Annotated in this window: 19 protein-coding genes, 1 tRNA gene and 1 riboswitch; of the genes, 5 read left to right on the top strand and 15 right to left on the bottom strand. The window is 58.3% G+C overall.

Annotation, left to right across the window (positions count from 1 at the left end; all coding sequences use genetic code 11):
* Nucleotides 1-46 precede the first annotated feature (46 nt).
* The 3 genes from Q1B40_RS22460 to Q1B40_RS22450 form a co-directional block, all read right to left on the bottom strand.
* Entirely contained in the window at nucleotides 47-757 is a 711-nt protein-coding gene (locus Q1B40_RS22460) for a GH25 family lysozyme (protein WP_299819938.1), read from the bottom strand.
* Between the two features lie 62 nt (nucleotides 758-819).
* Nucleotides 820-1245, bottom strand: a complete 426-nt coding sequence (locus Q1B40_RS22455; protein WP_299819935.1) for a VOC family protein — start codon at nucleotides 1243-1245, stop codon at nucleotides 820-822.
* 218 nt (nucleotides 1246-1463) lie between these two features.
* Nucleotides 1464-1889: an organic hydroperoxide resistance protein gene (locus tag Q1B40_RS22450; RefSeq protein ID WP_299819932.1), complete on the bottom strand. Its 426-nt coding sequence runs from the start codon at nucleotides 1887-1889 to the stop codon at nucleotides 1464-1466.
* A 175-nt stretch (nucleotides 1890-2064) separates the two neighbouring features.
* Between Q1B40_RS22450 and Q1B40_RS24720 the strand changes: the two genes are divergently transcribed.
* Nucleotides 2065-2781 carry a MarR family winged helix-turn-helix transcriptional regulator gene (locus Q1B40_RS24720; RefSeq protein ID WP_367279181.1) on the top strand — a complete coding sequence of 239 codons (717 nt, stop codon included), beginning with the start codon at nucleotides 2065-2067 and terminating at the stop codon, nucleotides 2779-2781.
* 48 nt (nucleotides 2782-2829) lie between these two features.
* Here Q1B40_RS24720 and mgtE read toward each other — a convergent pair whose 3' ends face one another.
* Nucleotides 2830-4245: a magnesium transporter gene (gene mgtE / locus Q1B40_RS22440; RefSeq protein WP_299819929.1), complete on the bottom strand. Its 1416-nt coding sequence runs from the start codon at nucleotides 4243-4245 to the stop codon at nucleotides 2830-2832.
* Nucleotides 4246-4593: 348 nt separating this feature from the next.
* On the opposite strand from mgtE, the gene Q1B40_RS22435 reads away from it, so the two are divergent.
* Nucleotides 4594-5256 carry a hypothetical protein gene (locus Q1B40_RS22435; RefSeq protein WP_299819926.1) on the top strand — a complete coding sequence of 221 codons (663 nt, stop codon included), beginning with the start codon at nucleotides 4594-4596 and terminating at the stop codon, nucleotides 5254-5256.
* A gap of 271 nt (nucleotides 5257-5527) precedes the next feature.
* Here the strand turns inward: Q1B40_RS22435 and Q1B40_RS22430 are convergent, their stop codons facing one another.
* From Q1B40_RS22430 to Q1B40_RS22415, 4 genes are all read right to left on the bottom strand, one after another.
* The gene (locus tag Q1B40_RS22430; protein WP_299819923.1) at nucleotides 5528-5866 is read right to left on the bottom strand and encodes a hypothetical protein; all 339 of its coding nucleotides are present in this window, start codon (nucleotides 5864-5866) and stop codon (nucleotides 5528-5530) included.
* A gap of 55 nt (nucleotides 5867-5921) precedes the next feature.
* On the bottom strand, nucleotides 5922-6413 hold the full coding sequence (locus Q1B40_RS22425) for a hypothetical protein (RefSeq protein ID WP_299819920.1): 492 nt from the start codon (nucleotides 6411-6413) through the stop codon (nucleotides 5922-5924).
* 288 nt (nucleotides 6414-6701) lie between these two features.
* Nucleotides 6702-6788, bottom strand: a tRNA-Leu gene (locus Q1B40_RS22420).
* A gap of 121 nt (nucleotides 6789-6909) precedes the next feature.
* Nucleotides 6910-7176, bottom strand: coding sequence for a FliM/FliN family flagellar motor switch protein (locus Q1B40_RS22415; protein ID WP_103222446.1), 267 nt, complete (start codon nucleotides 7174-7176; stop codon nucleotides 6910-6912).
* A 96-nt stretch (nucleotides 7177-7272) separates the two neighbouring features.
* Here Q1B40_RS22415 and lipB point away from each other — a divergent pair, with 96 nt between their 5' ends.
* The gene (lipB, locus tag Q1B40_RS22410; RefSeq protein ID WP_299819914.1) at nucleotides 7273-7977 is read left to right on the top strand and encodes a lipoyl(octanoyl) transferase LipB; all 705 of its coding nucleotides are present in this window, start codon (nucleotides 7273-7275) and stop codon (nucleotides 7975-7977) included.
* Here the strand turns inward: lipB and Q1B40_RS22405 are convergent.
* From Q1B40_RS22405 to Q1B40_RS22375, 7 genes are all read right to left on the bottom strand, one after another.
* Nucleotides 7974-8867, bottom strand: a complete 894-nt coding sequence (locus Q1B40_RS22405; RefSeq protein ID WP_299819911.1) for an NAD(P)-dependent oxidoreductase — start codon at nucleotides 8865-8867, stop codon at nucleotides 7974-7976. The two genes, lipB and Q1B40_RS22405, sit on opposite strands and share 4 nt — an antisense overlap.
* Complete coding sequence (locus tag Q1B40_RS22400; protein WP_299819908.1) at nucleotides 8868-9743, bottom strand: glycosyltransferase; 876 nt, start codon at nucleotides 9741-9743, stop codon at nucleotides 8868-8870.
* Nucleotides 9743-10963, bottom strand: coding sequence for an NAD-dependent epimerase/dehydratase family protein (locus Q1B40_RS22395; RefSeq protein WP_299819905.1), 1221 nt, complete (start codon nucleotides 10961-10963; stop codon nucleotides 9743-9745). Before Q1B40_RS22395 ends, Q1B40_RS22400 begins: the two co-directional genes overlap by 1 nt.
* Nucleotides 10964-11187: 224 nt before the next feature.
* The gene (locus Q1B40_RS22390) at nucleotides 11188-11475 is read right to left on the bottom strand and encodes an acylphosphatase (protein ID WP_299819902.1); all 288 of its coding nucleotides are present in this window, start codon (nucleotides 11473-11475) and stop codon (nucleotides 11188-11190) included.
* Between the two features lie 92 nt (nucleotides 11476-11567).
* Complete coding sequence (locus Q1B40_RS22385; RefSeq protein WP_299819899.1) at nucleotides 11568-12485, bottom strand: DMT family transporter; 918 nt, start codon at nucleotides 12483-12485, stop codon at nucleotides 11568-11570.
* Between the two features lie 80 nt (nucleotides 12486-12565).
* Nucleotides 12566-12750: riboswitch (FMN riboswitch) on the bottom strand.
* Between the two features lie 87 nt (nucleotides 12751-12837).
* On the bottom strand, nucleotides 12838-13491 hold the full coding sequence (locus Q1B40_RS22380; RefSeq protein ID WP_299819896.1) for an HAD family hydrolase: 654 nt from the start codon (nucleotides 13489-13491) through the stop codon (nucleotides 12838-12840).
* Nucleotides 13492-13624: 133 nt separating this feature from the next.
* Nucleotides 13625-15637 carry an acetyl/propionyl/methylcrotonyl-CoA carboxylase subunit alpha gene (locus tag Q1B40_RS22375; RefSeq protein WP_299819892.1) on the bottom strand — a complete coding sequence of 671 codons (2013 nt, stop codon included), beginning with the start codon at nucleotides 15635-15637 and terminating at the stop codon, nucleotides 13625-13627.
* A 142-nt stretch (nucleotides 15638-15779) separates the two neighbouring features.
* Here Q1B40_RS22375 and Q1B40_RS22370 point away from each other — a divergent pair, with 142 nt between their 5' ends.
* Nucleotides 15780-16337 (top strand): hypothetical protein, encoded by a 558-nt coding sequence (locus Q1B40_RS22370; RefSeq protein WP_299819889.1) that lies wholly within the window; start codon nucleotides 15780-15782, stop codon nucleotides 16335-16337.
* Between the two features lie 123 nt (nucleotides 16338-16460).
* Complete coding sequence (locus tag Q1B40_RS22365) at nucleotides 16461-16919, top strand: hypothetical protein (protein ID WP_299819886.1); 459 nt, start codon at nucleotides 16461-16463, stop codon at nucleotides 16917-16919.
* The last annotated feature ends 8 nt before the right edge of the window (nucleotides 16920-16927 follow it).

Genomic DNA, 16927 nt, shown 5'->3' with positions numbered 1-16927 from the left:
AAGTCAATACGATCATTTTAAACATTGAAATACAAATGCTTACGGGTCACAATTTAAGGCCATCCAACTTCATGTCCTTGTTCAGGACATTCAGATCCACATCGCCTGATATCCCTTTCACCGTGCCGCGGTCGTGATACTGCCAGCCGGTCCACTCATCTGCATAGGCGGGAGAATGCCAGACTGAGCGGGCCCAGAGCCTGCGGTTCAGGCCGCTGTCCTTCAGATAGGCGAAATAGAAGTCCTCGGGCGAATAGAAGATGATCCGCTTGCCGCCCGCCTGCTCTACCAGCGCGGTAAAGTCGCTGATCTCCCGCAGCACCTCCTCGACGGGCGGACGGCGCGCGCAATTGCCGGTGAATTCCAGGTCCACCATCGGCGCCAGCATGTCGCGGTCGTCCGGAAGGACGGAGAGAAAATTTTCCGCCTGTTTTCTGCCTGACTGGCACAGGCTGAAATAGTGGTAGGCGCCGCGGGCAAGACCGGCCGCGCCGGCACCGGCCCAGTTCTTTTGAAAAGCGCCGTCCTTGAAGTCGCCGCCTTCGCTTGCCTTCATGTAGACAAAGGCCACGTCGTCCGCCGCGACCATGCTCCAGTCGATGTCCCCCTGATGGTGGGAAACATCGATGCCACGCAGCGGATAGTCGTCCCGGTCAGGTTCCCAGTTCATGAAAAAAAACGCCGCTCCGGCAACCGAAATCACACCGCCGACCGCTATGTAAAACAGCACCCGCAATGCCGCCTGCAAGAAACTCATATCGCCGCACCCGCATTGTCCCCCCCAAATCAGATCAAACCTGCCTCACAAGGCGTTAAAATTCAGGATAGAAAATTCGGCCAGAGCGGAGCCGCAGCCAGTTCCAGGACGTTTCCGTCCGGATCATTGAAATAAAGGCTTGTCCCGCCGGCCGGCCAGGTCACCTCACTGATCATGACGATCCCCTGCTCGGCCAGATAGTCGCGCCAGGGCTGCAGCTGCCCGGCGGAGATCCGGAACGCGAAGTGACTGTGACCGGTGGTGTCGTGGCCCGGCACGAAGCCGCCGTCCGTCTCCACGTCTTCGCCCGTATGACCGCGATGAAAAACCAGCAGGGTCTGCGCGGGTCCGGCATCGTAGGCGTAGAGGCGCTCGCCGGCGACCATGCGTTCAAGTCCCAGAACACCGGAATAAAAGGTGTGCGCAGCCTCCATGTCATCGACATAGACGGCCGTCTCCAGAATACCGTCGATCTTTGGCGCGGGCATTATTCAAGGCTCCTGAAGACCATGCGTGTCGATTCAGATCACTTTACCCGATAGAGCGGGAAAGACGAACCGCAGCACTGCCGCGCCCTGCATCTTTGCCGGTCCTGTGTCTTGATCTGTCGTGCTCCGCAAAACCGAAATCGCCCCGCAGATTGCGGGGCGAATTCGAAAGTCGTCAGGTCAGGGCGGCAGTCTGCCTTGACCTGGACCCAAGGCCGTCAGACCACCGTCAGCTTGACGTCGATGTTGTTGCGGGTGGCGTTGGAATACGGGCAGACCTGATGTGCCTTGGCGACAAGGTCCTCGGCAACCGCCCTGTCGAGGCCAGGCAAGGAAATTTCCAGCGCGACAGCCAGACCGAAACCGCCTTCCGAACGCGGCCCGATACCCACAGTCGAGGTGATCGAAGTGTCTGCCGGGACGGCGATTTTTTCCTGACCGCCAACGAATTTCATGGCACCGATAAAGCAGGCGGCATAGCCGGCGGCGAACAGTTCTTCCGGGTTGTTGCCCTCCCCGCCGGAACCGCCCAGTTCCTTCGGTGTCGCCAGCTTGACGCTAAAGGAACCGCTCAGGGTTTCCGCCGTGCCATCGCGTCCGCCGGTCGCCCGGGCCTTTGTTTCGTATTTTACATCTACAGCCATCTGAATTCTCCTTCATTTCCATTCCGACCAAGGGGTCACTGCAAAGCGATTGCAGAAGTTTCATAATTATATCGCACAAGTTTTAATCGTGCACGATACATTTATTCACATATGGTGCGCTCGCAAGAACGTCAAGAACTTGCGATCATATCGTGCACGATTTATAAGAAGGCGCATGACCCAGACGACAGAGCAGATGTCTCTTCTGGACGCGATCGGAATAACCGCGCCCGAGGAGCAGAAAAAACCGAAAAAAGACAAGCCTGCCAAGGCTGAAACGTCCGAAAAAAAGCCGCGTAAGAAGGCCTCTGCCAAAAGCGGAACCAGGTCGGCGGAGAAGCCGGAGCGGACGGCCGGGGCGGAGACGCCGCCTGCCGAGACAGATGCCGGTGCAGCTGTTTTACCGGAACCTCCCGCGGACAAGCCGATCCCCGACCCTTCCGAGGTCGCGAACGATCATCTGCCGCTCGACAAGTTCCTGTGTTTCGCGCTTTATTCCGCCAACCATGCCATGCACGGCGTCTACAAGGATCTCCTGAAGGAGATCGGTCTCACCTACCCGCAATTCCTGGCCATGACCGTCCTGTGGGAGACCAGCAATGTGCCGGTGGGCACGATCACCGCAAAGCTGCAGCTCGACACCAACACGCTGACCCCGCTTCTGAAGCGGCTGGAAGCCATGGGCCTGATCACGCGCACGCGCAACATCAAGGACGAGCGCCAGGTGATCCTCAAGCTGACCCGCAAGGGACGCGCCCTGCAGAAAAAGACACAGCATTTCAGCAGCTGCATCCTGTCCTCCGCCGGCCTCGAGCTTGAAGAGGTCATGGAGCTTCAGGACAGGATCATCAAACTGCGCGATAATCTGCGCAAGGCCGACACCGGCTCCTGAGCGGCACCCGCCGTTCAGGCATCCACCCTACATCAAGGCAGGATTTCGCTACAGCGGCAGGCCGAACCAGAGCGCGGCGATGCCGAGAAAGGCAAAGAAGCCGACGACGTCGGTGACTGTCGTCACGAAAACGCTGGAGGCGATTGCCGGATCGACATTGAGCCGGTCGAGCGCAATCGGGATCAGCAGGCCGGAAAGACCGGCAAACAGCATGTTGATGATGATCGCCCCGCCGATCACCACGCCGAGCCCCGGACTGGAGAACCACAGCCAGGCGGTCAGTCCGATCAGCAAGGCGAGCGCGACGCCGTTGAGCGCGCTCACCAGGATTTCGCGGTTCAGCACCCGCATCATGTTGCGGGTTCCCAGTTCCTGGGTCGCGATCCCGCGCACGGCGACGGTCATCGTCTGCGTACCGGCATTTCCCCCCATCGACGCCACGATCGGCATCAGGACGGCGAGCGCAACCATCGCCTCGATGGTTTCCTCGAAGAGCGCAATCACCACGGAAGCCAGGATCGCCGTGCCCAGATTGACCACAAGCCAGGCAAACCGCGAACGCGCGATGGTCATCACAGTGTCGGAGATTTCCTCGTCGCCGACCCCGGCCAGCGCACGCAGATCTTCTTCCGCTTCCTCCTGGATGACATCGACGATGTCATCGACGGTCAGGACACCGACAAGACGTTCATTCTCGTCAACCACGGCGGAGGAGACGAGGTTGTAGCGCTCGAACCGGCGGGCCACTTCCTCCTGGTCCTCGGTTGCCAGAACCGCCTGCCGGGTTTCCTCCATGATGGAGGTGACCTTTTCCCTGCGTTTGGTGCGCAGGATCTTGTCCAGATGCACCGATCCGAGCAGCTTGAAGGCTGGATCGACGACATAAATCTCGTAGAAACTGTCCGGAAGGTCGCGCGCCTCGCGCATGTAGTCGATTGTCTGGCCAACCGTCCAGAACTGCGCCACGGCGATAAACTCGCTCTGCATGCGCCGTCCGGCGCTTTCTTCGGGATAATCCAGCGCTTTCTGGAGCTGTGCCCGGTCCGCATAGGGCAGCTCGTCCAGGATCGCGGCCTGATCCTCCTCGTCCATATCCTCCAGGATGTAGACAGCATCGTCGGAATCGAGTTCGCCGAGGCCTTCGGCGATGGCCTCCGTCGGCAGGTCCTCCAGAACCTGCAGGCGGGTCGCCTCGTCCATTTCGGTCAGGGCGGTATAGTCGAAATCCTCGCCCAAAAGCCGGATGAAGGCGGCGCGCTCATCCGGATTGATGGTCTCGAGCAGATCCCCGGTATCGGCCTCGTGCAGGTCAGCGGCAAGCGCCCTCAGGCCGAACTGGTCATTCGCCCTGATCGCCGTTTCAACGGCGGCAATGAAATCCGGATTGAGATGATCTTCCTCGTCGCGCACCGGAATCACCGGTTCGGGAGAGGCTGAAACATCAAGCTCGGCTGCATCACTCATACGGTGCTCCCCCTTCTGTGCGCGTTTATCTTCACCGGCGAAACGGGAGCCGGCATGTCGTGACCAGAACTAGCGTCTGGCAGGTAAAAGCGCCACAGGAAAAGCGGAGCCGGTCCACAGGACTTGCAATCGAAATACGAAATGCGCGTGGCGCGCCGGCCATTTGCCGAAAGGCCCGAATTGCGATTGACTAAACACCTAATACCAAGACACTGCCTGAAAGATTTAAGCGCTTCGCAATAATCACAAGTCGCACTATTAGATAGAGCAAAATTCATGAAAATATTTTGTCAGGGAAATCAACATTGATTGCAATAAATGCAAATAAATTAGACAGAGATACATAAGATGAACGCAACGAAATCAATCTTATTTTCTATATTCAGTGCAGTATTATTTTTGATGCTTGGTCCAGCGTCGTTAATGCTGATTGGGCTATTAATCGTACAGATGTGTCTTAGAGACAGCTCCACTCCGCGCGCCGATGCCCTTCATATCGGCAAACCTCTACTGCTTTCAATCATCGTACCGATGTCAGTTGCGTATATTTCAGTAAATACGATCCCATTAAATGAATTGAAGAAGCTTTTTCTGTCGCTAACGTCGCTTCAGTTGCTAAATATAACTTTCTCCAGCGCCGCCATTGAAAATGCTGACACTGATAAAAAGCTCTATTTTGCTCTAATATTAAATATAGTTTACTATACATCTGCCTTTTCTATCACGATTTACCTTTCTTATTACTTAAGAAATTTTGATAAAATTAGAAAGTCAGTTGAAGAAATACAAGTGAGAAATGAAAAAAACAGCAAATCTGCTAGCTTTTTGGGGTTATTGTTGCTTGTCTCGTTTGTTTTCATTTTAAATGCATTTTTTTACACAGATTTCTTGTTCTCACATCGAAGTGGCTGGATTTCTTTTCGTGGAATACTTGGGATCTCTCTCTCGTCCCAATTGATACTGCTTACGTCGATCCCAGCCTGGTTGCTGATTAAACGCCTGGCATCTTGAATGTCCACCTGCAACACTCATAGGTGAAAAATGAGCTCATCATTTGTGGTTTTGTTTCGTGAATTGGCTGACCAATTCAGTGTCACGGCCAGATACTTGAAAGAAGGTGGGTATGACGATGCGGCGGGCAGCTTAATTGATGCCGCGGATCGATCGAGGACCATCGCGCGTACGGGAGATAGCATCGGTGAAGCTGCGCTTACTGCTGATGCAAACGCCGAATTTCGCGCCATTGTTAAAGACTACACCATCAAATGCCGGGGCCAAACACCTAAAAGCCCACGCACCCCTTGTTCCGGGCCGCGCTTCGAAGCTGAAGCAGATAGTCGAGTGCTTTTTTAGGCAGGATAGTCTCATCGGAAGAAATACAGCGATCCGCCCGCCGGAACGCCCGCCGGAACGCCCGCCGGGCCCGTTCACTCTGAAGACACACCCGCCCCTCGGACAGGAGCTGCTGCTCAATGTACCAGAGCTGCTGGCAGGTCATTCCGGGAAAATTGGCCGGGTTCGTGGAAAACGATTGGGCCACCACAGGAAAAGCCGTCAGCACGGCAGCCAGCACGGCACAAACATAGGTCTCGCGCCTGTATCTCCGTAGGATCTGTTTCATGTGCCTGTCTGATGGACGTGACTGGATTTCAGGAAGCTTGACGCGGACCGTCAGGCTATTCGAGCGCACATTCCGGCGGCCGCGTATCCATGGTCCAGTCCGCAACCGCCACGGTTTTCAGTGAGGTCCTGAAGGTCTTGCCGTCCTGGATCCCCTTGCCGGTCAGAAGATTGACGTCGCACTGGCCCGAGGCATCCGGGTCAAGGGTGTCGTAGTGGGAATAGGTATATCCGGCCACCACGAACACACCGCGGCGATAGGCGATGGTCAGCACCTGCTCCCAGCGGTTCCGGCCGATGGCGGAGTTTTCCGAATAGATCTTGAGAGAGCCGTGCTCGCTGACTTCCATCCACGGCTCCTGCCCGTACATGCCGCCCCGCCAGACGATGTCCCGGGCATGGACAGCCTGCTCCCAGCCGTTGCCCGCATCGGTATAGATATAGAAATCCGCGCCTTCCTGCGTTTCAACGAGAACCGCCCGGTAGCGGTTGATATCCCCGTCCACCGGAACCGTCGCAACACCCGCCACAGCTTTGGGCGGGATCATGGCGTCCTGGGCCAAAGCACTCGCCGAAAATTGAATCGGAACAAGGACGGAGAAAAGGCAACCGACTAGAACTGATTGAGCTTTGAACACCTGATACTTTCCCCGCACTGCGCGTCACCGGAACGGTCCCGACGGCCACTTCAAGAAGCGCAGGTAACCACACACCGGCTGGTCAGAAAAGCGGCTTCCGTCATCTGCGACAACGATGAGCATGATGCAGATGCACTCCGGTGAATCAAAAAGGCCGCCCGAAGGCGGCCTTTTGAAGCAACTGAGTTGCCGTTCGAATGGTGCGGTCGAGAAGACTCGAACTTCCACGGGTTTTACCCCACAGCGACCTCAACGCTGCGCGTCTACCAATTCCGCCACGACCGCATATTCGATTGTTCCCGGCGCCTGTCAGCGTCGAGGCGCCTCGTGTAGCAAAAGGATTTTGGGGGCGCAAGAGCCGAATTTGCAATAATGCACAGGCACATGCTTTTTCTTCGGCCGGCCGTTACAGCGGGCCCTCCGTGCGCATCGGCCGTATTTCCGGCGGACGCAGCAGAACCTCGGTGATGGAGATACCGATCCGCTCGCCCAGCAACACCACCTGCCCCTTGGCGACAAGCGTGTTATTGGCGTAGATCTTCACGTCGGCGTCTTCAGCGACATCAAGATCGATCACCGCGCCGCGGCCCATGCGCAGCAACTGATGCACCGGCATTTCGGACTCGCCGAGCACCACGGAAATATCGACATTGATCTCATCAAAGGTGGTCATTGCAGGCCGGAATCCTTAAATATGGCGCAAGCCGCCAAGGCATGACCATACCACGGCATGACCAGCCAACTCAAAAAACAAAGAAGTGTCATCCACATGTCACCTGCCGATCGGGACGCCCTGAACGTTAGTTTTCTGCCGGATCCGGGTTCTCAGCCGGTCGAATGGCGCATTTCCGACGCGCCTGTCGATTACCCGCAGGCGCTCGCGGAGATGGACGAGCGGGTTGAAAGAATCATCAAGGGCGATGCCTGCGAACAGGTCTGGCTGCTGGAGCACCCCCCGCTCTACACTGCCGGAACAAGCGCCAATGACGCCGATCTCGTGGCGGCGGACAGGTTTCCGGTCTACCGCACGGGACGCGGCGGCCAACACACCTACCACGGTCCCGGCCAGCGGGTTGCCTATGTCATGCTGGATCTGACGCGCCGCCGGCAGGACGTGCGCGCCTTCGTCTCCGCCCTGGAGGCCTGGCTCATCAATTCGCTGTGGACCTATCACGTCAGGGGTGAGCGCCGGGAAGACCGGGTCGGCGTGTGGGTCCGGCGGCCGGACCGCGGAGCGGACGTGGAAGACAAGATCGCGGCAATCGGCATCCGCTTGCGCAAATGGGTCACCTTCCACGGCATCAGTTTCAACGTGGAACCGGACCTGGAGCATTTTTCCGGCATCGTGCCCTGCGGCGTGAGCGAGCACGGTGTCACCAGCCTGGTGGATCTCGGCATTCCGGTGACCCTGGCCGAAAACGACAGCGTGCTGCGCGCGGAATTTGAGAAGATCTTTGGTCCGGTCGCGACCTAATTCGTCACTTGAAGGTCCGCGCAGCAGGTCTTGAGAAAGTCCCGCAAGCCGTCCCGCCCTGCGGGCCTCCATCCGAGCGCCTGCAGCTTTGCCGTCTCCATGACACCGGGCATGGCCTCTGCCGGACCGGGCAGCGTTCCGGTGCATCCGCACAGCGTCTTGAGCTCTTCCAGCAGCTCCCGCCGGTCAATGATCAGATCGGACACGTTCAAGACGTCGAATTGTGCCAGGCGGCACGTTTGCCGAGTACCCTCAGCCAGCACGATTGAAACCGCATCCGCAAGATCCTGGCCGCACACTTCCGTCGCCCTGCGCGGTTCGACCGTTTCTCCGGAAACGAAGGCCTTGAACAAACCGGACCATTTGTGCGTTTCAAGTCCCGGAACACGCCCGTAGACGCCGGTCACCCGCAGCGCAGTTCCTCTGAATTCCGAACCTGTTAAGCCTTCCAGGATCGCCTCCCCCGCCAGCTTCGCCTGCCCGTACAACGTGTCGGGAGTTGCCAGATCGGTTTCCCGCAACAGCTCACCTGCGCGGTGGTCTCCGTAAACCGCGCGGCTCGACAGAAAAACGGCCTGTGTGCAGCCCACCTGCCGCGCTGCCTTGAACAGGATTGCCGTTCCCTCGACATTGAGGCGCAGGAAGCGGTCGGGATCGTTCCCCTCCCCACCCCTGAATTTGCCGGGTTCGTGAGAAAGCGCGCAGTGGATCAGCGCATCCGCCTGCGGCAATTCCGGAATCGGATCGGCAAGATCGAAGCGGCTGAACGCTGTCGGCAGATCTTCCGGCGGCCTGCGGCCCAGAGCAGTGACATGATGCCCATCGGCAAGCATCTTCCGGGTGATGAAGCGGCCGACCGTACCGCCGGCTCCTGTTATCAGGACATGCATTCAGGAGGCCCGCTTGTCCGCCAGGGCTCCGGGACCGGGAAGCTGCGAGAGATCACCGGGAATACCCTCACCGGAAGCATAAGCCTGCCAGAGGTCAATCAGCGGCCTCAGGCGGTCCGCTTTCTCATGTCCCGCCTGCCAGGGTTTTTCATACTGGTAGTGCAGTATGTGGATCTGGCTCCAGTCCCACAGATCCGGCAGGTTGAACCAGACATATTGCAGCATGTTGTAACAGACAGGCAGGCCGTGCCAGTCGGGGAAATAGCTCTCCAGAAAACTCTGGTCAGTACGCCGCCAGAAGACATCCGGCTGGTCGAGGCGCGACAGCATTTTCTCAAAGGTGGCGCTGTCCGGCCGGGCCGTGAAAACGCCGCTGTTCATGCGATGAAAATCGGCCAGGCTTTCATAAACATTCGGCGCCGCGCAGAATTCCGGATAGCCGAACAGCTTGTCGCAATTCTTCAGCACCAGCGCATCGGCATCAATGAACACGACCTTCTCGTATTCGACGAGTTGCCAGAGACGCAGCTTCACGAAATTGTCGAGCGGCGTGTGAAACACCGGTTTGCCGCCCTTGGTGAAGGGGGCTGCCGCATGCAGGCGGCCGCGTTCATGGCGCAGGTTGAATTCGGGCGAGGTCGGCAGCCGCTCACAGCGGCCGAGCCGTGGCTTGAAAGGCTGCAGAGCGGCAAGATCCTGCGCGTCGACGCTGGGCGTGAACAGAACCACCAGATCCGCACTTGTGCCTGTTCGCCTGAGCGACCGCAAAAGCGCCGTTGCCCCCAGCACATAGTCCCGGTTGGTCACCAGCGTCACATAGGCAAAAGGGCTTTCAGGCCCCCTGTCAAACTCGGGAGTGTCGCCGACGAATTCCATCAGGAGACCGATTTGAGCCGGGGATGTTCGGGATCGCGTTCGATTTCCTCCGCGATTTCCTTTGTCCAGGCGGAAACCGCCGGAACCCGGCTGCGATCGACCCGATAGGCGAATGTCTTGGCCACGTCCACGACCTCGCTCAGGAGGCCGTCCGCCAGCGTTGTCGGATCCAGACCAAGTTCAAGGAACTGCTTGTTTTCGACCACAAGATCGTTTTCAGGCGCTTCCTTGCGCGGGTTGGGCAGATAGGCGATCTTCGTGCCGGTCAGGCGCGAGATCAATTCGGCCAGGTCGCGCACCCTGTGGGTTTCCGTCATCTGGTTGAAAACCTTGACCCGGTCGCCCTGCTTCGGCGGATTGGCCAGCGCAAGTTCAATGCAGCGCACCGAATCCTGAATGTGGATGAAGGCCCGTGTCTGGCCGCCTGTCCCGTGCACCGTCAGCGGGTAGCCGATTGCCGCCTGAATGAGAAAGCGGTTGAGAACCGTTCCATAATCGCCGTCGTAGTCGAAGCGGTTGATCAACTGCGCGTGGCGCCGGGTCTGCTGCGTATGGGTTCCCCAGACGATCCCCTGGTGCAGATCGGTGACCCTGAGACCGTCATTCTTTGCGTAGAACTGGAACAGCAACTGATCCAGGCATTTGGTCATGTGATAGATCGATCCGGGATTTGCCGGATAAAGGATCTCCTGAGCCGCCTTGTCACCGTTCAGCGTCTCCACATCGACGCTCAGATAGCCTTCCGGTATAGCTGCCCCGACGCTGGAATAGCCGTAGACCCCCATCGTACCCAGATGGACCAGATGCGCATCCAGATCGAGCTCCACCATGGCGTTCAGCAGATGATGGGTGGCGCTGACGTTGTTGTTGACGGTGTAATTCTTGTGCTGATCCGATTTCATCGAATAAGGCGCGGCGCGCTGCTCGGCGAAATGGATGATCGCATCCGGCCGGGTTTCCGCAAGCCAGGCCTTGAACACCTCGTAGTCCCTGGCGATATCGATCAGATGGAAGCGGATGGTGTTACCGGTCTCCTGCTTCCAGATCCGCGTGCGTTCCTGAATGGAATCCATCGGCGTCAGGGACTGCACCCCGAGTTCGGCGTCGATCCAGCGGCGGCTGAGATTGTCGACGATATGAACTTCATGGCCTTGATCGGACAGGTGCAGGGACGTGGGCCAACCGACAAAGCCGTCGCCGCCGAGAATCGCAATCTTCACCAGAATTCTCCTTGAGTTACGCTGCAGATGCCAGATGAAACAAACGGGATTGTTCCATATGACAGAACAGAATATTGCGATAATTCAATGACAACACAACAGCTGAACAGTGCGATTGTTATATAAAAGGCTGTTGAGAACAGCGTTTTCCCCGCAGCGGAAAAGTCCGACATTCTGCCGCGCGTGGCCGCCTCCGATGGCGTGACGTCAGGCGATTCTCCGCCTCAGACCGTCTCCCGGACAGCAAAAGCTCCGCTTTCCGGCTCGGCGGGTTCAAGATCCCTGACCAGGTTCACCCGGGCAAATGCCGGGCCGTGCCAGAGCACGTCGAGCATATCCACCACGGTATCCGACGGCCCGCTGAAAACGGCTTCAACTGCTCCGCCCTTCACGTTGCGGACCCAGCCGGACAGACCGCGCGACTGCGCTTCCTCCGCGCACCAGGCGCGATACCCGACGCCCTGCACACGGCCTTCGATCAGCACATGAACGGTCAAAGGATCTGTTGTCATCGCAGTCTCCTGTCCGGCTCGCCGGTGCGAAGTTCAGGGCATACACTCATAAATCAAGTTGCCCCGAACGGGAATGTCTTGCCGGAAGGTTGTCAGGCCTTGGCTGCGTCCGCGGCGGCCTGCCGCGACGCCCGCTTCTGTTCGTCCAGCATCACCAGAAGGGACGCACCGACAATGACGAGCGCCCCGGGCCAAAAGGCTCCGGTGGGGGCAAATCCGAAGGCAAAGAACCCGACGGCGATATTCAGCGGCAGCTTCAAATGGTCGAAAGGCTGCACGAAGGCCGCATCCGCCTTCTGGTAGGCAACGGTCAGAAGATAGTTCGCCAGCACGGTCAGAACGCCTGCGCCGACAAGGAGCCACAAAGCATTGCCCGACGGCAGGATCCCGCCCTCGCCCAGCGCAAGGAGCGCGTTTACCGGTGTCAGCAGCAAAAGCAGATAGAGCGTGATGGAATCGGCGTTTTCTGTTTGCGTGAGCTTCTTGGTCACCAGCGAAGTGCCCGCCCAGAACGCCGCCGCCCCGACAGGCAGAAGCGCCGCCAGGCTGAAACTGTCCGTCCAGGGTTCAAGAATGACCATCCCGCCCGAAAAGCCGGCGATTGTTGCAAGCCAGCGCACGGCGCCCACCCGCTCTCCAAAGAAGAGTTTCGCCCCGAGGATGACGAAGAACGGCGACGTCATCACCAGCGCAATGGCCTGCCAGATCTCGACCTTCGCCAGACCCGCGACCCAGAGCTGAATGCCGATCACAGCGAAGCCGGCGCGCAACAGGTGCCATCCCGGTTGCCGCGTCTTCAGCGCACTCGGCCCGCGCCGCAGGACGAACGGCAAGGCCACCAGCAGACCCAGCGCATACTGCCAGAAGGCGGCGGAGGTGGACGGGACACCGAGCTGCATGGTCGAGGCTTGCAGAGCACCGTTGACCAGGGCGAAGGAGGCCCCTGCCCCGACCATGGCCAGAGCCGCAAGCAGCGGTCTTTGAAAAGGTTTCGATAAAGTGGCGGGCATGTCCGAATTCCGTTCCAGTTTCGTATCCAGAACAGTCTCAAAAGACACTGCGCCTGCCGGTCCCGATAGGGGATCCGCAGCCAAGTTCTCTCTCATCCGGACTCTCGGGCGTGATCCTGCCGACGAAGATCGCACCTTAACCGTCGGCTCCGGCTTCTCACCGGATCTGCTGACCCATGAAACCCGTCAGGTTCCATGGCGCTCGCGGGCTCCAGGTTTCCCTGATACCGCCGGTGGGGAATTTCACCCCGCCCCGAGAACTGTTCTCACGGCAGTTTCAGTATCGCTGAAAGCTGAAAAAAGCAATGCCAAACTCGGCTGGAGTAGCCCGGAAAAATATCTCTGGCACTACTCAGCCGGCGGACAGATGTCTGGAAATATCCACCGGAGCTGCAGCGATCAGGACCGGCTGTTCCTGTTCGAGTTCCTCCCGGCTGCCGTAGCCCCACAGAACCCCGATTCCGGCAACCTTGTTGGCATTGGCGCCGATGAGGTCATGCTTGCGGTCGCCGATCATGACCGTTTCAGACGCTCCGATCCCCTCTTCCTGCAGAATATGCGCAATCAGCTCCGCCTTCGCCGAACGTGTGCCATCGAGTTCGGCCCCATACACCTTGCCGAAATACGGCATCAACCCGAAATATTCGACAATCCTGCTTGCATAGGCATGCGGCTTTGAGGTGCACACATGCAGTTGGTGGCCTGAGGCCGTCAGACGGTCGAGGGTCTCCGGAATACCGTCAATCAGCGTATTCTCGAAGAGCCCTTTTTCCGTAAAACGCTCCCGGTAAAAGCCGATCGCCTCATCCACTCGGGACCGATCGTCCGTCCCCAGCAATAGCGGGAAGCTCTCCCACAGAGGCGGACCGATACACCAGCGCAGCTCGTCGGCCTCCGGCACAGGCGCAGCCATCTTCTCCAGCGCGTACTGGATGGAGCGGGTGATCCCCTCGAACGGATCTGTCAACGTCCCGTCCAGATCGAACAGCAAGGTCGTGAAAGGCATCGTGCCTCCAGGAGATTGAGGAAACCGAAAACGGCTCGCAGCATCAAGCCACAAGCCGTTGGAATATCGCTGCCCTCATCTGCCTGTCAATCAGGCCACAGGTTCATAAGTTATTCCCTGACCCAGACAGGTGTCAGGAGAACTCCATGATCACCGCATCTACAGCCAGACTGTCTCCGGCGGCGGCCTTGATGGCGGTAACGGTGCAGTCGCGTTCGGCGCGCAGAACGTTTTCCATCTTCATGGCTTCCACCACGGCAAGCTGTTCACCGGCCTTGACTTCCTGCCCCTCGGAAACGGCGATGGACACCACCAGGCCGGGCATCGGACACAGCAGCAGCTTGGACGTATCCGGCGGAAGTTTCTCCGGCATCAGACCATCCAGTTCCGCAGCGCGCGGGGTCATCACCTTGGCGATCACCGAGCTTCCCTGCCAGTCGAGACGGTATCCGCCTGTGACCGTGCGCACCTGAACCGTCACCGGCCGCGAGCCCACGGTGCCCGACCAGAGCGGGTCTCCCGGCGCCCAATCGGATTCGACGGTCATCACCGGGCCATCGCCGATTGCCACATCCAGTTCGATCGGAGTCCCCGGATAGCCGGCGGCCAGCCGGATGGGCACATAGGTCTTGTCCACCTTGACGACCCAGTCCTCGCGCAGCGCCCCGGAATGCGGACGCAGGCGTCCGGGCAGATGGTCCAGCCGTTCCCTTTCCAGGGCCCCCATGGACAGCGCGACGGCAGCAAGCACCGAATAGGCAGCTTCATCCGGGAGGGAGGGAAAAAAGCCGTCCGGATATTCGTCGGCGATGAAGCTGGTCGAAAGCTTCCCCGAACGCCAGCGCGGATGGTTCATCAACGCCGTGAGAAACGGCACATTGTGCTGGATACCGTCGACGTAGAATGCATCGAGCGCCGAACTCATGGCATCGATCGCCTCTTCGCGGGTCGGCGCATGAGTGACAAGCTTGGCGATCATCGGATCGTAGAACATGGAGATTTCCGATCCTTCGACAACGCCGGTGTCGTTGCGGATCGTGACGCCGTCGACGCACATTTCCTCCGGCGGCCGGTAGCGCACGAGACGTCCGATAGACGGCAGGAAGTTGCGGTAAGGGTCTTCGGCATAAATGCGGCTTTCCACCGACCAGCCGTTCAGTTTCACCTCGTCCTGCGCAAGGGCCAGTTTCTCGCCGGCAGCCACGCGGATCATCTGCTCGACCAGATCGACACCAGTGATCAATTCGGTCACCGGATGTTCCACCTGAAGACGGGTGTTCATTTCCAGGAAGAAGAAGCTCTTGTCCTGTCCGGCGACAAATTCGACCGTCCCGGCGCTGTCATAGTCCACGGCCTTGGCCAGGGCGACTGCCTGTTCACCCATTTTCCGGCGGGTTTCCTCATCCAGCAGCGGTGACGGGGCTTCTTCGATGACCTTCTGGTTGCGTCGCTGGATCGAGCATTCGCGCTCACCCAGATAAATCGCGTTGCCGTGCTTGTCGCCCAGCACCTGAATTTCGATATGCCGCGGGTTCTCGATGAATTTCTCGATGAACACCCTGTCGTCACCGAAGGAGGATGCCGCCTCGGATTTCGAGCGCACATAGCCGTCGCGCGTTTCTTCCGCATTCCACGCAATCCGCATGCCCTTGCCGCCGCCGCCGGCGGAAGCCTTGATCATCACCGGATAGCCGATGCCTTCGGCGATTTCGACCGCATGGTCCGGCGTATCGATTTCACCGAGGTAACCTGGAACCGTGCTGACGTTGGCGGCGTTGGCGAATTTCTTGGATTCGATCTTGTCGCCCATGGCCTTGATGGCGCGCGGATGCGGTCCGATCCAGACAATCCCCTCCTTTGCGAGCGCTTCGGGGAAGCTGGCCCGTTCGGACAGGAAGCCATATCCGGGATGAACGGCTTCAGCGCCGGTTTCCTTGCAGGCCGCGATGATCTTGTCGGCCACGAGATAGGATTCTGCTGCTGCAGCCGGGCCGATATGCACCGCCTCGTCCGCCATCTCGACATGAAGAGCGTCGCGATCGACGTCCGAATAGACAGCCACCGTCCTGATGCCCATCCGTTGTGCGGTCTTGATGACCCGGCACGCGATCTCGCCACGGTTGGCGATAAGAATTTTCGAGAACATGCGTTTCCACCCAGCTGGAGCGTTTTAAAGGTTGTAGGCCGGGCCTCCATGCTGCGCAACTTATCCAAAGGGCGAGACGTGTTTATGCGGATAAGGCTGTTGAGGTGCGAGCACACAGGGCACCTCACGCCGGGAAATGCCCTTGGCCAGGGTTGTTTCCGCAAGTTTTTATCTGATTATTAATAAATCTATAGTTATAAATACTAAAGGGGATTATCAAAAAATGAAGACATTCACTACAATATATTTTTTGTTGGCCACTTTACTTTGCTTGCCAGCCGGGGCTGAAACCGTGGAAAAGTGGAGCAGCGGTGAGGTCAACGGATTTACGCGTTTCTGGACGACGAATAACCAGGGAGCGAACTTCGTCGTTTGGTGCCATCCCCAACGCAAGGTCAACGGCACGCTTCTGCACATCGTGATCGAGGGCAAGACACCGCCTCCCGATACCCGGGTCAAGCTGATCCTCGACCAGGAAGTCCTGGATCTGCCGGTCAACAAGCAGGGGTATATCAGCAGTGAATGCGCGACCTGTGCCGACAGCTTCGATTACGTCTGGCACAAGCTCAGATCGTCACGCTCGCTTGCTGTCAAATTCCAGGATGAGCGCTATGCCGGGTTTTCGCTCAGAGGCGCGCGTCAGATAATCCCAGGTCCCGTGTGCCCGACCGATTGGGAAAAACGCAACGCAGGGTCCTGAACCCGCGGCACCTGACCTTCCCAAGCTCCGCAAAAAATCTATTGATAAAACAACCTAATTTTTTAAACACGCATTAAGCGCGGCATCGTATTTTCCACGTCGGAGTTGTCGGGGGGAAACACGATGATAACCAGAACAATGCTAACCGCGCTTCTGTGTTTGTCCGCACCGTGTCTGGCGTTTTCAGAAACACACGGACAATGGAACCGCGATGCTGCTCAAGGCTACGACCGATACTGGACCGTAAATTCCCTGGGCTCCTATTTCACCATCTGGTGCCCAATGAACCGTAACATGCGCGGCGCGCTGATCGGTATCAACGTCAAGGGCAGCCTGCCTCCTCCGGGGTCCCTTGTCAGGGTTCAGCTTGACCGCGACCTGATCAAGTTCACCACCGGTCCGGACGGCTACATCCTCAATGACTGCCCGGCCTGCCCGGACAATTTCACCTATTTCTGGCATCGGCTGCGGTCAGCGGGAAAACTTGTCGTTCAGTTTGAGGACAAGCGTTTGGCAGGGTTTTCTCTCAACGGCGCCAGGGAGGCAACTCCCCAACCTGTGTGTGCAGTCCGAAAAGACTGAAAAGCACA

It is taken from the genome of uncultured Roseibium sp. (genome assembly GCF_947496995.1).
In the GTDB taxonomy this organism is placed as follows: Bacteria; Pseudomonadota; Alphaproteobacteria; order Rhizobiales; family Stappiaceae; genus Roseibium.
Note: the sequence above shows the minus strand (reverse complement) of the source record. Positions and strands in the feature narration are given on the sequence as shown.

What these genes read in the sequence shown, in the direction of transcription:
- mgtE (WP_299819929.1), bottom strand. Translation starts at nt 4,245, where the DNA reads ATGAGTGATGCAGCCGAGCTTGATGTTTCAGCCTCTCCCGAACCGGTG.
- Q1B40_RS22415 (WP_103222446.1), bottom strand. Translation starts at nt 7,176, where the DNA reads ATGACCACCTTTGATGAGATCAATGTCGATATTTCCGTGGTGCTCGGC.
- Q1B40_RS22385 (WP_299819899.1), bottom strand. Translation starts at nt 12,485, where the DNA reads ATGCCCGCCACTTTATCGAAACCTTTTCAAAGACCGCTGCTTGCGGCT.
- Q1B40_RS22405 (WP_299819911.1), bottom strand. Translation starts at nt 8,867, where the DNA reads ATGCATGTCCTGATAACAGGAGCCGGCGGTACGGTCGGCCGCTTCATC.
- lipB (WP_299819914.1), top strand. Translation starts at nt 7,273, where the DNA reads ATGTCACCTGCCGATCGGGACGCCCTGAACGTTAGTTTTCTGCCGGAT.
- Q1B40_RS22400 (WP_299819908.1), bottom strand. Translation starts at nt 9,743, where the DNA reads ATGGAATTCGTCGGCGACACTCCCGAGTTTGACAGGGGGCCTGAAAGC.
- Q1B40_RS22460 (WP_299819938.1), bottom strand. Translation starts at nt 757, where the DNA reads ATGAGTTTCTTGCAGGCGGCATTGCGGGTGCTGTTTTACATAGCGGTC.
- Q1B40_RS22375 (WP_299819892.1), bottom strand. Translation starts at nt 15,637, where the DNA reads ATGTTCTCGAAAATTCTTATCGCCAACCGTGGCGAGATCGCGTGCCGG.
- Q1B40_RS22380 (WP_299819896.1), bottom strand. Translation starts at nt 13,491, where the DNA reads ATGCCTTTCACGACCTTGCTGTTCGATCTGGACGGGACGTTGACAGAT.
- Q1B40_RS22435 (WP_299819926.1), top strand. Translation starts at nt 4,594, where the DNA reads ATGAACGCAACGAAATCAATCTTATTTTCTATATTCAGTGCAGTATTA.
- Q1B40_RS22455 (WP_299819935.1), bottom strand. Translation starts at nt 1,245, where the DNA reads ATGCCCGCGCCAAAGATCGACGGTATTCTGGAGACGGCCGTCTATGTC.
- Q1B40_RS22450 (WP_299819932.1), bottom strand. Translation starts at nt 1,889, where the DNA reads ATGGCTGTAGATGTAAAATACGAAACAAAGGCCCGGGCGACCGGCGGA.
- Q1B40_RS22390 (WP_299819902.1), bottom strand. Translation starts at nt 11,475, where the DNA reads ATGACAACAGATCCTTTGACCGTTCATGTGCTGATCGAAGGCCGTGTG.
- Q1B40_RS22430 (WP_299819923.1), bottom strand. Translation starts at nt 5,866, where the DNA reads ATGAAACAGATCCTACGGAGATACAGGCGCGAGACCTATGTTTGTGCC.
- Q1B40_RS22365 (WP_299819886.1), top strand. Translation starts at nt 16,461, where the DNA reads ATGATAACCAGAACAATGCTAACCGCGCTTCTGTGTTTGTCCGCACCG.
- Q1B40_RS24720 (WP_367279181.1), top strand. Translation starts at nt 2,065, where the DNA reads ATGACCCAGACGACAGAGCAGATGTCTCTTCTGGACGCGATCGGAATA.
- Q1B40_RS22425 (WP_299819920.1), bottom strand. Translation starts at nt 6,413, where the DNA reads ATGATCCCGCCCAAAGCTGTGGCGGGTGTTGCGACGGTTCCGGTGGAC.